The 13,549-nt window shown below is 75.1% G+C and carries 10 protein-coding genes; 8 read left to right on the top strand and 2 right to left on the bottom strand.

Translation table 11 applies throughout. The features are described 5' to 3' along the window. Window positions 1–66 precede the first annotated feature (66 nt). The 7 genes from I003_RS0121385 to I003_RS0121355 all read left to right on the top strand — a co-directional run bounded on the left by I003_RS0121385 (window position 67) and on the right by I003_RS0121355 (window position 8,589). The gene (locus tag I003_RS0121385) at window positions 67–1,836 is read left to right on the top strand and encodes an SDR family oxidoreductase (protein WP_027773377.1); all 1,770 of its coding nucleotides are present in this window, start codon (window positions 67–69) and stop codon (window positions 1,834–1,836) included. A 255-nt stretch (window positions 1,837–2,091) separates the two neighbouring features. Beyond that, window positions 2,092–3,072 carry a MerR family transcriptional regulator gene (locus I003_RS32815; protein WP_051368371.1) on the top strand — a complete coding sequence of 327 codons (981 nt, stop codon included), beginning with the start codon at window positions 2,092–2,094 and terminating at the stop codon, window positions 3,070–3,072. Window positions 3,073–3,128: 56 nt separating this feature from the next. Continuing rightward, a complete protein-coding gene (locus I003_RS0121375; RefSeq protein WP_027773376.1) occupies window positions 3,129–4,316 on the top strand; it encodes a hypothetical protein in 1,188 nt (395 codons plus the stop codon). 58 nt (window positions 4,317–4,374) lie between these two features. Beyond that, window positions 4,375–5,454 carry a CobW family GTP-binding protein gene (locus I003_RS0121370; RefSeq protein WP_027773375.1) on the top strand — a complete coding sequence of 360 codons (1,080 nt, stop codon included), beginning with the start codon at window positions 4,375–4,377 and terminating at the stop codon, window positions 5,452–5,454. Window positions 5,455–5,557: 103 nt separating this feature from the next. After that, window positions 5,558–6,733, top strand: a complete 1,176-nt coding sequence (locus I003_RS0121365) for a hypothetical protein (RefSeq protein ID WP_027773374.1) — start codon at window positions 5,558–5,560, stop codon at window positions 6,731–6,733. Window positions 6,734–7,079: 346 nt separating this feature from the next. Continuing rightward, window positions 7,080–7,622, top strand: coding sequence for a hypothetical protein (locus I003_RS0121360; protein WP_027773373.1), 543 nt, complete (start codon window positions 7,080–7,082; stop codon window positions 7,620–7,622). Window positions 7,623–7,695: 73 nt separating this feature from the next. Continuing rightward, window positions 7,696–8,589, top strand: a complete 894-nt coding sequence (locus I003_RS0121355) for an LLM class flavin-dependent oxidoreductase (RefSeq protein ID WP_027773372.1) — start codon at window positions 7,696–7,698, stop codon at window positions 8,587–8,589. A 120-nt stretch (window positions 8,590–8,709) separates the two neighbouring features. On the opposite strand, the gene I003_RS0121350 is transcribed toward I003_RS0121355, so the two are convergent. Continuing rightward, window positions 8,710–9,561 (bottom strand): serine hydrolase, encoded by an 852-nt coding sequence (locus I003_RS0121350; protein ID WP_027773371.1) that lies wholly within the window; start codon window positions 9,559–9,561, stop codon window positions 8,710–8,712. Window positions 9,562–9,779: 218 nt separating this feature from the next. Beyond that, window positions 9,780–10,853 carry a LysR substrate-binding domain-containing protein gene (locus I003_RS0121345; protein ID WP_027773370.1) on the bottom strand — a complete coding sequence of 358 codons (1,074 nt, stop codon included), beginning with the start codon at window positions 10,851–10,853 and terminating at the stop codon, window positions 9,780–9,782. A 102-nt stretch (window positions 10,854–10,955) separates the two neighbouring features. Between I003_RS0121345 and I003_RS0121340 the strand changes: the two genes are divergently transcribed. Next, window positions 10,956–12,728, top strand: coding sequence for a penicillin-binding transpeptidase domain-containing protein (locus tag I003_RS0121340; RefSeq protein ID WP_037721368.1), 1,773 nt, complete (start codon window positions 10,956–10,958; stop codon window positions 12,726–12,728). The last annotated feature ends 821 nt before the right edge of the window (window positions 12,729–13,549 follow it).

The following is a 13,549-nucleotide window of genomic DNA, read 5'->3' as shown; positions in this document are numbered from 1 at the left end:
GCCTGGCTGGGAGCCGCCGCGGGCAGGGTGCGGTGCAGGGGCGGGACCGGGAGAAGGGATGGGTGCATGAGCGTATGGGGCGACGCGGCCGTACGGGAGCGGTGGGTGCGGGCCGCCGGGGTCGATCTGCGCGTGGCGGAGCTGGGAGACGCCCGGCGGCCGACGGTGGTGCTGCTGCACGGCTACCCGGACAGCAAGGAGGTGTGGTCCGAGGTCGCGTCCCGGCTCGCCGGGCGCTTCCACGTCGTGCTCTACGACGTCCGCGGCCACGGCCGCTCCACCGCGCCGGAGACGCTGAAGGGCGGGTTCACGCTGGAGAAGCTCACGGACGACTTCCTCGCCGTGGCCGACGCCGTCAGCCCGGAGGGCCCGGTGCACCTCGTGGGGCACGACTGGGGCTCGGTGCAGGGCTGGGAGTTCACCACCGTGGGGCGCACGGAGGGCCGCATCGCGTCGTTCACCTCCCTCTCCGGCCCGTCCCTCGACCACTTCGGGCACTGGATCAACGACCGGTTGCGCCGCCCCACGCCACGGCGGGCCGGCCAGTTGCTCCGCCAGAGCGCCAAGTCCTGGTACGTGTATCTGCTGCACACCCCCGTGCTGCCCGAGCTGGCCTGGCACGGCCCGCTCGGCGCACGCTGGCCGTCGATCCTGCGGCGGCTGGAGAAGGTCCCCGGCAACGGCTATCCGACGATCTCCCTGGCCGACGACGCGTCGCACGGCGCCTGGCTGTACCGGGACAACGTCCGCGCCCGGCTGCGCCACCCCCGTGCCGACGCCTACGCGCACGCGCCGGTGCAGCTCATCACCCCCACCGCGGACGCCTTCCTCTCCCCGAGCCTCTACGACGACCTGGACCGCTGGGTGCCGCAGTTGCTGCGCCGCACGATCGACGCCCGCCACTGGGTCCCGCGCACCCGGCCCGACCAGCTCGCCGCGTGGATCGGCGAGTTCGTGCTCGCGCACGAGGACGGCACACCGGTCGCCGAGACCGTCCCCGACGGGCCGTACACGGACCGGTTCGGCGGGCGGCTCGTGCTGATCACCGGCGCGGCCAGCGGCATCGGCCGGGCCACCGCCACCGCCTTCGCGCAGGCCGGCGCGCGGATCATCGCGGCCGACGTCGACGCCGAGGGGGCGGCCAGGACCGCCGAGTTGTGCCGGATGATCGGTGCGGCGGAGGCGTTTCCGGAGACCGTGGACGTCGCGGACGAGGAGGCGATGGAGAAGTTCGCCGAGCGCGTCGCCGCTTCGTACGGGGTGGTGGACGTGCTGGTGAACAACGCCGGGATCGGTCTGTCCGGTCGGTTCCTCGACACCTCGACAGCGGACTGGCGCAGGGTGCTGGACGTCAACCTGTGGGGCGTCATCCACGGCTGCCGGCTCTTCGGCAGGCAGATGGCCGAGGGCGGCCAGGGCGGGCACATCGTCAACATCGCCTCGGCCGCCGCGTATGCGCCGTCCCGGGCCCTGCCCGCGTACGCGACGTCGAAGGCCGCGGTGCTGATGCTCTCGGAGTGCCTGCGCGCGGAGCTGGCCGGGCAGGGGATCGGCGTCTCGGCCGTCTGCCCCGGCTTCGTGCACACCAACATCACGGCCACCACCCGGTTCGCGGGCGTCTCCGAGGAGGAGGAGCGACGCCGCCGGAAGAGCGCCCACCGCTGGTACGGGAGGCGGAACTACCCCGCGGAGAAGGTCGCGGACGCGGTGCTGCGGGCGGTCGCGCGCAACCAGGCCGTGGTGCCGGTCACCCCGGAGGCGCGGGGCTCGCGGCTGCTGGCGAGGTTCGCGCCGCGCGCGCTGCGGGCGATAGCGCGGGTGGAGCCCAGGCTTTAGCGCCCCCGGCCGTCAAGGAGCCGCATCGTGAGCACCGGAGCAGGCCGCCCGCACGCGGAGCACGGCGCGAGCACGCCGTACCGAGGCCCGTTCGGGCGGCTGGGCACCCCGGTGGCCGCGCCGGCCGTACCATCCCTCCCCAGAGGGCGCGCCGCGCCGGGCGGGGCGGGGCGCGCGGCGGCGAGCAGGGCGACGCACATGCCGGGGGACCGGCTCACGTACGGGCCGGGCGACCGGCCGAGGGGCAGGAGAGCGGTGCTGAAGCAGCAGACGGCAGGCGAGTACCGGATCGAGGGTCTGGCACAGGCCAGCGGGACGACCGTACGGACCATCCGCGCCTACGCCGACCGCGGGCTGCTGCCCCGACCGGAGCGGCGCGGGCGGACCAACGTCTACGGGGAGGAACACCTCGCCCGGCTGCGCCAGATAGCCGGCCTCCTCGACCGCGGCTACACCCTGGCGTCCATCAAGGAGCTGCTGGAGGCGTGGGACGCGGGCCGGGGGCTCGGCGGGGTGCTGGGCCTGGTCGCCGAGGTGCAGGGGCCGTGGTCCGACGAGGAGTCCGGGCAGATGAGCCGGGCCGAGCTGGAGGAGCTGTTCGGCGGGGCGGCGGACGAGTCCGCGGTCGAGGAGGCCGTCGAGCTGGGCGTGCTGGAGCGGGTGGCGGGGGAGCCGGAGGTGTTCTTCGTGCCCAGCCCGCAGCAGCTCACGGTCGCCGCGGAACTGCACGCCGCGGGCGTCCCGTTCCCCGCCATCACCGGTCACCTGCGCGAGCTGCGGCTGCGGGTGGAGGAGATAGCCGCGGGCCTGCTCGACTTCACCGCCGAGCACGTCTTCCAGCGCTACCTCGGCCACCCCCCGTCGGACGCGGAGGCGACCGAGGCCGCCGGCCTCGTCCGCCGGCTGCGCCCGCTGGCGCAGCAGACGCTGGACGCGGAACTGGCCCGCGCGATGCGCACCCTGGCGACGCGCCAGCTCCACGACCACCTCGCCGGACCGCCCCAGCCGCCTGCCGCCGGTCCGGCGACGGTCCCGGTGAGCCTGCCGGCGGCCACGGTGGCGGCGGTACGTGATCTGGTGGGCCCTGCGGCGACGGCGGAGTTCGTCACCTCGGCGGCGGAACGGGAGGTCCACAAGCGCCGCATGGACAACCTGGCCACGGGTGGCGGGGAGGACGGCGCGGGGGAACGGCCGGGGCCGGTGGGCGGGACCGGTGCGGCCGAAGGTGAGGGTTGACTTCTGGTTACCCCAGGGTAACTCTGGCTCGGCCGTTCCATGGGAGGAGAACACGCATGCGCAGACGCAACTTTGTCCGAGGGTTAACCTCCACGACCGCCGCCACCGGGCTCGGCCTCACCGCCGCCGGACACGGACACGCGGCCGGCACCGGTACCGCCGCCGGGAGCGGCCGGCCTGCCGGGAACACCCGGCCCCGCGCCGCCTGGCGGGAGGTCGCCGTACCGGCCGGTGAACCCGCCGTCCTGCTCAACGCCGTTGCCGCCGCGGGGCCCGATCTCGCCTGGGCCGTGGGCGAGGAGGGCCGCAGCGGTTCGGTCTCCGGCCGGCCCCTCGCCCGTACCTGGGACGGCACCGCCTGGCACTCCACCGACGTCTCCCACCTCGCGTTCGCCGGCAGCCTCCGCAACGTGGCCGCCGCCCCCGCCGGGTCCGCGGGCGCGGTCGCCGCCTGGGCGGTGGGGTACGACCCGGCAGGCGCCGACCACCTCCTCGCCTGGGACGGCACCACGTGGCGTGAGCACGACTTCCCCGGACGCGGCGAGTCCGGCACGGAGCTGTGGGCCGTCGCCGTCGCCCCGGACGGCACCGTCCGGATCTCCGGCACCCGCGACGGCGCCTCCCGCGTGCTGCGTTCCGACGACGCCGGCGGCACCCGGTGGAGCTGGTCCCCGCCGCTGCCGAGCGACGACGGCTCGGTCCCCAGCCTGTGGAACGTCCACGTCGACCGCGCGGGTGCCACCTGGGTCTCCGGAGACCTCGTCGTCGCCCGGTACGACGACCGGTCCTGGCACGTCCTGCCCCGGCTCACGGGGCTGCGCCTGTCGGTCACCGACCTTCTCCCCGTCGCCCCCGACGACATCTGGCTCACCGGCCACGACTACGGCGCGGGCGGCCCGCCCGGCAAGCCGCCCAGCGTCGTCCTGCGCCACTACGACGGCGCGGCGTGGAACGACGTCGCCGCCCCCTTCACCGTCGGCTCCCTCGGCGCCCTCGCCCCCGACGCCGCCGGGCGCCCCGCCCTCATCGCCGGATGGGACTTCTGGGACGGCACCAGCGCCCACTATCTCCGCTGGGACGGCGCCTCCTGGACCAGCGAGCGCGGCCCCGCCGCCGCCCAGGGCATCACCCCCCTGATGTCCGCACTCGCCCCCATACCGGGCACGGCCGGCTTCTGGGCGGCGGGGACCACGGCGCAGTCCCCGTTCCCGCCGGCCCAGGCGCGCATCGAGCGCTACGGCTGACGGTCCCCGCCCTCTACGCTGGACGCCGGCAGAACGGGCGGCGCCGGGAGGGTGGCTGGTGGGAAGCGGACGGATCCCCGTCGTCGTACTCGCGGGGTTCCTGGGCTCCGGCAAGACCACCCTCCTCAACCGGCTGCTGCGCAACGGCGACGGCACCCGGATCGGCGCCGTCGTCAACGACTTCGGCAGTATCGAGGTCGACGCCATGGCCGTCGCGGGCCAGGTCGACTCGATGGTCTCCCTCGGCAACGGCTGCCTGTGCTGCGCCGTCGACACCGCCGAACTCGACGCCTACCTCGGCCGGCTCGCCGGCACCGGCCGGATCGACGTCATCGTCGTCGAGGCCAGTGGCCTCGCCGAGCCGCAGGAACTCGTCCGGATGGTGCTGGCGAGCGAGAACGACCGCATCGTGTACGGAGGGCTGGTCGAGGTCGTCGACGGCGCCGAGTTCGCAGCGACCCGGGAGCGGCACCCCGAGATCGACCGCCACCTCGCCGTCGCCGACCTCGTCGTGCTCAACAAGACCGACCGGATCGACGACGCCGGACGCCGCCGCCTCCACGAGACGATCGGGAAACTGGCGCCCGGTACGCCCGTGGTGGCGACGGCCCACGGGCGGGTCGACCCCGGGCTGTTCTTCGACCCGGGAGGCGGAGACGGCCCCGGCGCGGCGGCTTCCGGCCCCCGCCAGCTCTCCTTCGCCGACCTGGCCGCGGAGGACACCGACCACTGCACCGGCGGCACCGGCGGAGACCACGGCGGGCATCTCCACGCGGCGTACGAGAGCGTCGAGTTCGCCACCGGTGGGCCGGTCAGCCCGCGCCGTCTGATGGAGTTCCTCGACACCCGCCCCGCCGGCCTCTACCGCGTCAAGGGCCACGTCCACTTCGGCGTACCCGGCCACCCGCAGAAGTACGGGCTGCACGCGGTCGGCCGCTTCCTGCGCTTCCGCCCCTCCCCCTGGGGCCGCGGCGAGGAGCGGGCCACGCGGCTGGTGCTGATCGGCTCGGGGATCGACGCCGACGCCGTACGCAAGGAGCTCGACGCCTGCCGCGGCCACGCTCCGCAGGACCGGGGCGAGGACGCGATGTGGGGAGTGCTGCGGTACGTGGACGGGGGCGAGGACCCGGAGGCGTAGGGGCCGCCCGGGTTCAACCGCCCGCTGCGGGACAGAAAGTCTGCGGGCCACGCGACCTCGCAAGCCGGCCCGCGTCGTGCATCCGAACCGAGAGGGATCCCGCATGAGCACGTTCAGCCGCCGCGCCCTGGTCACCGGGGCCTCCGCCACCGGCCTCGCCCTGGCGCTGCCGGACCCCGCCACAGCCGCAGCGCCCGCCACCGAAGCGCCGTCCGCCGCCGCACCCGCGGCCGGGGCCGCCGTCGCGTACGCCGCCTTCCGCCTCGTGCGCCTCCGCCCCGGCGACCCCGCCATCCCCGAGGTGACGCTCCCCGACGGCTACGAGTTCGTGCCCGGCGACCGCTACCACGTGGCCAGCCGCGCCGAGTACTACTCCTTCGTCAGCGGCCCGGCCGCCCCCGAAGGGATTGAGGTCACCGTCCGCTGGCCCGGCGTCGTCGTAGCCGCCGTCGTCCACATGGACACCCGGCTGCGCCTCAGACGCGACCGCACCGACCGCCACCGCTTCGCCTTCACCCTCCCCGTCACCCAGCCCTCCGCCGACGCCAATCAGCCCACCCTGCAGATCTGGAGCCACCCCGACATATCCGCGGGGATGTACTACAAGCTCGACCACAACGACCCCGACCGCGTCGCCGGTCCCTGGACCACCGTCCCGTGGCCGGCCGCCGAGGCCCGCTCCCAGCTCCACCAACTCGTCGCCGCCCACCGCGTCCTCGTCGACTCCGGCCTCAAGGCCACCGCGGCGGCCAAGGGCCACCGCTGGTTCGTCGCCGGCTTCGAGACGAACAACACCCTGCACGCGGACAACCCGCCCCACTGGCACATCTCGTACAACTCCGGCCCCGACTTCACCTCCCCCACGCACAACACCCACTTCTGGCTCGACGCCGACGCCAGGAACTTCTACAACGGCATGGACGTCACCGGCCTCGGCCGCCTGCGCCACTACGTCGGCGACCCGGCCCGCCTCTACGACTTCGCCGGCGACGCCAACGACGGACGCGGCGAACTCGTCGCGACCATGACCATCCGCGAGGACGGCGGCATCGACATCGCCCCGCCCTCCGGCCCCGCGTACGCCCTCGCCGCGGGCCGCGACGGCGCGCTGACCGAGGAGGTCACCGTCGAACGCGACGGCCGCCCCTGGCTGCGCATCGAGACCGAGGACCACTACCGCGTCGGCCTCATGACCATCCGCACCCGCGGCCTGCGCCACCCCGCCGACGACGACGTCACGCTCCTGCGCTACGACCCGCTCACCGGCGTCCTCGCCTGAGCCTCGGCACCCTGACCCCTGGCCCCTGACCCCTGGCCCCTGACCCCTGATCGGCGATCCCCGGCCCACGATCGCCGACCCGACCCCCCACCCCCGGGTACGTGCAGCCGGACCCCCGGCCCGTACCCGGGGTCGGCCGGCCACCGCGGCGGCCACCACCCACGTCTCCCCCACCAACCCCCCTTCCCGCCCCGGCCGGACACGGACGCGCCCGCCCCGATGCGAAGTTCCCCATCTCCCACCCCGCGCCCTCTGGCGACGCGCGTAGACATCGGGCATCATCCTGCGATGCACCACCTGCTCAGCAAGACCCCCACAATCCCCCCGCTCCAGCAGGAGGTTCCACATGCGCGTACGTTCCGCACTCACGGCCCTCGCCCTCGTCGCCGGCGCCTCGGTGGGCGTGGCAGCCGCCCCCGCCCAGGCCGCGACGGGCACCACGGCCGCCGCCGAGGCCACCGCGCCGGCCGCACCCCTGGCCACGAAGATCAGCCACTCCCAGGCCACGTCGATGTTCCGTTCCTCCGGCATCACCTGGTCGTCCTCCGGCGGCTGCTCCGACCGCAGCACCCCCACCTGCACGTCCTTCGAGCAGCTCAACCTCGCCACCGCCCAGGGCGCCCAGACGCTCAAGTCCGCGAGCGGCTGCGCCCTGAACATCACCGGCGGCACCGAGACCGGCCACGCCGGCGGCACGTACAGCCACTGGAACGGCTACAAGCTCGACTACTCCGTCAGCACCTGCGTCAACAACTACGTCACCGGCAACTTCGCCTACATCGGCGTCCGCGGCGATGGCGCCCCGATGTACCAGTCCGGCTCCGGCAACATCTACGCCCGCGAGGGCAACCACTGGGACGTCACGTACTACAACTGCGGCGGCTGCTGACCCCCGCCGCAGCCCCGCACGACCCGTCCACCGCGACCCTGCGGCGCCGCAAGGCAGGCCGTAGGGTCGCGGTATGCGACTGAGCACCCTGATCCTGCCCGTCCGGCGGTGGCACTCCGGCGGTCGTGCGCAATGGCAGCGGGCGGAGGAACTGGGCTTTTCCGCCGCGTACACCTACGACCACCTGTCGTGGCGCACGTTTCGCGACGGCCCGTGGTTCGGTGCCCTGCCGACCCTGACCGCCGCCGCCTGCGCGACCTCCCGGCTGCGCCTCGGCACGCTCGTGACCTCGCCGAACTTCCGCCATCCGGTCACGCTCGCCAAGGAGTTGATCTCGCTCGACGACGTGTCCGGCGGGCGGATGACCCTGGGGATCGGAGCGGGCGGTTCCGGCTTCGACGCGACCGCGCTGGGGCAGCAGCCGTGGTCGGCACGGGAACGGACGGAGCGGTTCGAGGAGTTCGTGCCGCTGCTGGACACGCTGCTGACGCAGGACACCACGTCGTACGCGGGCACGTACTACTCGGCGCACGAGGTACGCGACATCCCCGGGTGCGTGCAGCGCCCCCGGCTGCCGTTCGCCGTGGCGGTGACCGGGCCGCGCGGGATGCGGCTGGCCGCCCGGTACGGGCAGGCGTGGGTGACCACCGGCGATCCCCAAACCTCCGCGACCGGCACCGCCGCCGACTCCCTGGCCGCCATCCGTACCCAGGTCGACCGGCTCACCGAGGCGGGCGCCGCGGTGGGGCGGGACACCGCGGCGATGGAGAAGGTACTGCTCGCCGGCTTCACGCCGGACCGGCCGCTGGACTCCGTCGACGCCTTCGTCGACTTCGCCGGCAAGCACGCCGCGCTCGGCTTCACCGAGATCGTGCTGCACTGGCCCGTCCCGGACTCGGTCTTCGCCGCCGACGAGGGCGTCTTCGCACGTATCGCGCTTGAGGCACCGGAGCAGTTGGGGGCCTGACCGGTGCGGGTGGGGTGAGCGGGGCCGGCCGGGCCCGACCGGCGTGAGGGGGCCCGGCCGGCGCCTTGTCGCGCCTCAACGGGCCTGTTCGCTCCACCTCGTCGCTTACGGGGCGGGCGCTCACGGGGCGCGGAGCGCGTCCACCGCCAGGCGGGCCGCGGTGCCGATCACCGCGTCGGCCGCCGGGAGCGTGACCGCGGTCGCCGCGGCACGGGTGCACACGGCGACCGCGTAGCGGCCCCCGTCCGGGTACTCCACGACGCCGATCTCGTGCCGCAGCGTCGGCAGCGTGCCCGTTTTGCCGCTGACGCGTACGTCGTCGAAGGGGAAGCCGGACGCCAGCCGGTGCCCCCATGTCTGGGTACCCAGCGTGCGGCGCAGGTCCGCGGCGTACGCGCCGGTGCACACCTCGTCGCGCCAGACGGCGGCGAGGAGGGCGGTGAGTTCGCGCGGGGTGGAGCGGTTGGTACGGGCCGGGTCGAGGGCGCGGAGGCGGGAGACGCGGGCGGGGTCGAGGAGCGCGGTGGCACCGGCGTCGCCGGCGTCCTCGGCGAGTGCGGCGTAGAGGTCGCGTACCTTCTGCACGGCGGTGGTACGGGTGAGGCCCAGGTCGGTCATGGTGCGGTTGACGGCCTCGATGCCGACGGTGTCCCACAGCACGTCGGCCGCGGTGTTGTCGCTGACGGAGACCGCGAGCACGGCCAGGTCGCGCAGCGAGAGCCGGGCGGCGTCGCGCATGGCGCCGAGCCCTGTCGGGCCGGGGGTGCGGCCGGCGGCGGGGACGTCGACGGCGGTGGTGAGGTCGACGCGGCCGTGCTCGGCCTCGCGGTAGAGGGTGGCCAGGAGGCAGACCTTGTGCACGCTGGCCGTGCTCACCGGGGTATCGGCGGCCACCGCGAGGGCGGCGCCGGTGTCGATGTCGCGGGCGTGGAGCTGCCCGGCGACGCCGGCTTCCGCGAACGCCCTGCGGATGCGGGACCCGGCGGCCCGGTGGGCCGCCGGTGCGGGGGAGGCCCCGGGTGGGCGCGAAGTGGAGGGTGCGGGGGGTGCGGGGGCGTCCTGGGGGCGCTCGGGATCGGGGCGCTCCGGTTGCGGCTCGGGCGGCTCGGGCGGCTGCGAGGCCGGGGGCCCTGGAAGCGGCCCTGGAAGCGGCCCTGGAGGCGGCCCTGGGGGCGGCGGCTGGGGCGGGGTCACAGCGGGAACTCCGATGCGGGGCGGGGGTGGACGGCCGCGGCGCGCGCCGGGCGCATGCCGGCGTGGTCGCGCATCGCCTCGTGGGCGGCCTCCGCGAAGCGGGCCACGGCCGGGTTGTGGCCGTCCGCCGGCCACGCCGCGGACGTACGCCAGCCGATCGGATCACCGGCCAGCGGGCGCCACACCGTACCGGGGCCCGCGGTGGTACGGGGCAGCAGGGCGACGGCCCCGCCGGCGGCGGCGGGTGCTTCGGACGCCCCCGTGGCGGCGGGTGCCGGAGGCGGCTGGGGGGTGGCGGGCCCGGCCGGGGTGGCGCCGGCCGGGGCGGTGGGCACGGGCGGGGCGGGCACGGGCGGGGCGGTGGAGAGGATGAGGGCCCGGGTGAAGTCGCCCCCGGACGCCTCACGAACGGCGGCCGGGGTACAGCCGTGCCGGGCGCAGGCGGTGAGCACTTCGTCGTACAGCGCGGGATCGTCGGCCCGCGGGGTGAGAACGAGCGTGCGCCCGCTCAGGTCGGCCGCGGTCGGCCGCCCGCCCGCGGCGAGCGGGTCGGCCTCGGCGAGGAGGACGCCGAGCGGCTGGTGGAGTACGGGCCCGAAGGCGAGCCCCGGTGCGGGGCACGGATGCCGTACGACACCCGCGTCGAGGGTGCCGGCGGCGAGTTCGCGGACCTGCGCGGTGGTGGTCAGCTCGCGCAGCTCCAGCTCGCCGCCCGGGGAACGCTCGCGGTAGCCGGTGATGAGCGCGGCGACGGCCGCCGGGCCCAGGTGCGGCGGGACGGCGGCGCGCAGCGTACCGGCCGCGCCGCTGCCGATCCGCGCCACCGCCGCGGCGAGCCGGTCCGCCGCGGCGAGCACCTGGTCGGCCTCCGCGAGCACGAGCCGGCCGGCGGGGGTGAGCACCGTGCCCTGGCTGCCGCGGTCGAAGAGCCGCACGCCCAGCTCGCGCTCCAGCCGGCGGATGCGCTGGGACAACGACGGCTGAGCGATGCGCAGCCGCTCGGCGGCGCGACCGAAGTGGCGCTCCTCGGCGACCGCCCTGAAGTAGCGCAGATGCCGGAGGAGGTCCATGACCGGTGAGGATAGTCAATGCGCTATCGGGCTGATGAGGATATTGGTCTTGGACTGGAGGGACGGGCTGCTGATCTGCTGTCCGGCATGACACGACATGGGGTGGGGTACGGGGACGGGGGCCGGGGCTCGTACGAGAACGGTGGCAGCGCCGATCGGTACGGCGTGGATCCGTACAGCGCTGAGGACGCGGGCCGCGTGGATGCGCACGGCGTTAATGCGGGCGGTGTGGATGCGTACGGGGCGTCGCCGTACGGCCCCGATCCGTACGGCGTGGATCCGTACGGCGACGCGCCCGTACGGAGGCGACGGCGGCGGCGCGGCCCGGTGCTCGCCGTGGTGGCGGTGGTGCTCGCCGGCGGCGGGTACTGGGCGGCGACTGCCGGGCCGCTCGGCGGCGGTACGGACGGCGGCGGAGCCGCGGATCCAGAGGCGCGGCGGACGGCGGAACGATTCCTCGACGGCTGGTCGGCGGGCCGGATGAAGGCCGCGGCCCGGCTGACCGACTCGCCCGCCGAGGCGGAGCGGATCCTCACCAGCTTCACGGAGGGCCTGGAGATCGGGAAGCCGAAGCTGACGGCGGGGAGGGCCCGCGCCGACGGCGACGACGGGGCGCGGGTGCCGTACACCGCGAAGATGCCCGTACGGGGCCTCGGCACCTGGACGTACGACGCGACACTGCCGCTGGTCCGCGAGGACGACGGGGCGTGGCGGGTGCGGTGGGAGCTGGGTGCGGTGCATCCGAAGCTGACGGAGACGGAGAAGTTCCGGCTGGTACGGGAGGAGTCGGCGGAGCTGGACGCGGTCGACCGCGACGGGGACGCCGTCTCCGCCGCGGATCACCCGTCGCTCGCGGGTGTGCTGGGCTTGGGAGGCGGGCGCCCGCAGGGTGCGGTGCAGGTCGTCGACCGGCACACGGGGGACGTACGGAGTACGGAGGCGCGCTTCGGGCCGCCGCGCGGCGCGGAGGACGGGACGTTGCGTACGACGGTCGACGCGGAGCTGCAGGGTGCCGCGGAGGCGGCGCTGGAGCGGCACGCGGACGGTCGCAACGCCGGGCTCGTCGCGCTCGACATGGACAGCGGCGAGGTGCTGGCCGCGGCCAACTCCCCGGCCACGGGCTTCAACCGGGCCTTCCAGGGCACGTACGCCCCCGGCTCGACCTGGAAGGTCGTCACGACGGCCGCACTGCTGAACAAGGGGGTCGTCAGCCCGGAGACGACGGTGGACTGCCCGAAGTACCTGACGGTCGGGAAGCAGTTCCACAACGTGGAGACCTCCGAGATACCCGGCGCGACCTTCCGCGAGGACTTCATCCACTCCTGCAACACCGCCTTCGTCGCGCTGCGCGGCTCGCTGGGCGACGCGGAGATGACGGACTTCACGCGGCAGTACTTCGGGATCGGTGAGGAGTGGAGCACGGGCGTGCCGTCGTTCGACGGCGAGGTGCCGGTGCCGGGGGACGAGACGGAGAAGGCGGCGGCGCTCTTCGGCCAGGGGCGGCTGCGGGCGAACCCGCTGGTGATGGCGTCGGTCACGGCGACGGCGGCGACGGGGACGTTCCGGCAGCCGGTGATCGTGGCCGGGCAGGAGCCCTCGGCTACGGCTTCGGCGCTCCCGGAGGGAGTCGTGGAGCAGCTCCGGGCGCTGATGCGGGACACGGTGACGGAAGGCAGCGCGCAGGTGCTGGCGGGGCTTCCGGGGGACGTGGGGGCGAAGACGGGGACGGCGGAGGTCACGGAGACGGGGCCGAACAACGGGTGGCTGGTGGCGTATCGCGACGGGGTGGCGGTCGCATGCGTGGTCGAGGACGCGGAGAGCGGCTCGGGGGATGCGGGGCCGGTGGTGCGGGAGGTGCTGGAGGCGGTGGGGTGAGGACAGGGGGGTGAGTGGGGCGGTTGGGGGCGGGGTGTCGGGGTGGGATCGGGGGTGGCGCTTGCTTTGAGGGCGTGGGTGTCGCTTTGGTGCCGGCGGCGGGCGGGGGGCGGCCCGGTTGGGGGGTGGTGCTGGCCGGTGGTGTGTGGGTCGGCCTGGTTTGGAGGTGGTGCTGGCCGGTGGTGTGTGGGTCGGCCCGGTTCGGGGGTGGTGCCGGCCGGTGCGCGGGGGGCGGCCCGGTTTGGAGGTGGCGTCGGCGGGTTGTCGTGGGTGGGCCGGTGCGCGGGGGTCGGTGTCGTGGCGTCGTGGTTCGCTCAGAACCCCACGTCCCCTCACACCCGCCCAAGGGTATGCGCCTGCTCTGACAGTGAGCCCGGTTCACCGGCGTCGGCGGCTGGTTCGTCGTGTGCGCGGGGCGGTGTGGGGGGTACGTGCCGGGGCGGGGCGGTGGTTCGCCGGGTGGGCCGGTGTACGGGGGTACGTGTCGGGGTGGGCGTTGGTGTGTGGGGTGGGCCGGTGTGCGGGGTGCCCGTGTCGGGGCGGGCGGTCGTTCGTGACGGGGGCGGGTGCGGGGGTGCCGGTGTCGGGGTGGGGCGGTGTCGTGGGGGCTCCCCCCGGGCCACCCCGCTCTTGCATTGTCGGGCCTGCGTCCGGCGTCAAGGGCGCCCCCTTCCGCTTCGCTGCGGGGGCGTCGCTGCGCGATGGGGCTTCGCCCCACCCTTGACTCCGGACTCCGGCCCGTGACAGACCGGCAGCTAAGGGTGGCCCAGGGGGAGCGGGCACCCTCCGACAGGGCTACGAATGCCGACCCCGGCGGACGG

This window comes from Streptomyces sp. CNQ329 (assembly GCF_000482585.1).
Note: the sequence above shows the minus strand (reverse complement) of the source record. Positions and strands in the feature narration are given on the sequence as shown.

Coding starts and splice junctions, on each gene's coding strand:
- I003_RS0121385 (WP_027773377.1), top strand. CDS start 67: ATGAGCGTATGGGGCGACGCGGCCGTACGGGAGCGGTGGGTGCGGGCC.
- I003_RS0121375 (WP_027773376.1), top strand. CDS start 3,129: ATGCGCAGACGCAACTTTGTCCGAGGGTTAACCTCCACGACCGCCGCC.
- I003_RS0121365 (WP_027773374.1), top strand. CDS start 5,558: ATGAGCACGTTCAGCCGCCGCGCCCTGGTCACCGGGGCCTCCGCCACC.
- I003_RS0121360 (WP_027773373.1), top strand. CDS start 7,080: ATGCGCGTACGTTCCGCACTCACGGCCCTCGCCCTCGTCGCCGGCGCC.
- I003_RS0121355 (WP_027773372.1), top strand. CDS start 7,696: ATGCGACTGAGCACCCTGATCCTGCCCGTCCGGCGGTGGCACTCCGGC.
- I003_RS0121345 (WP_027773370.1), bottom strand. CDS start 10,853: ATGGACCTCCTCCGGCATCTGCGCTACTTCAGGGCGGTCGCCGAGGAG.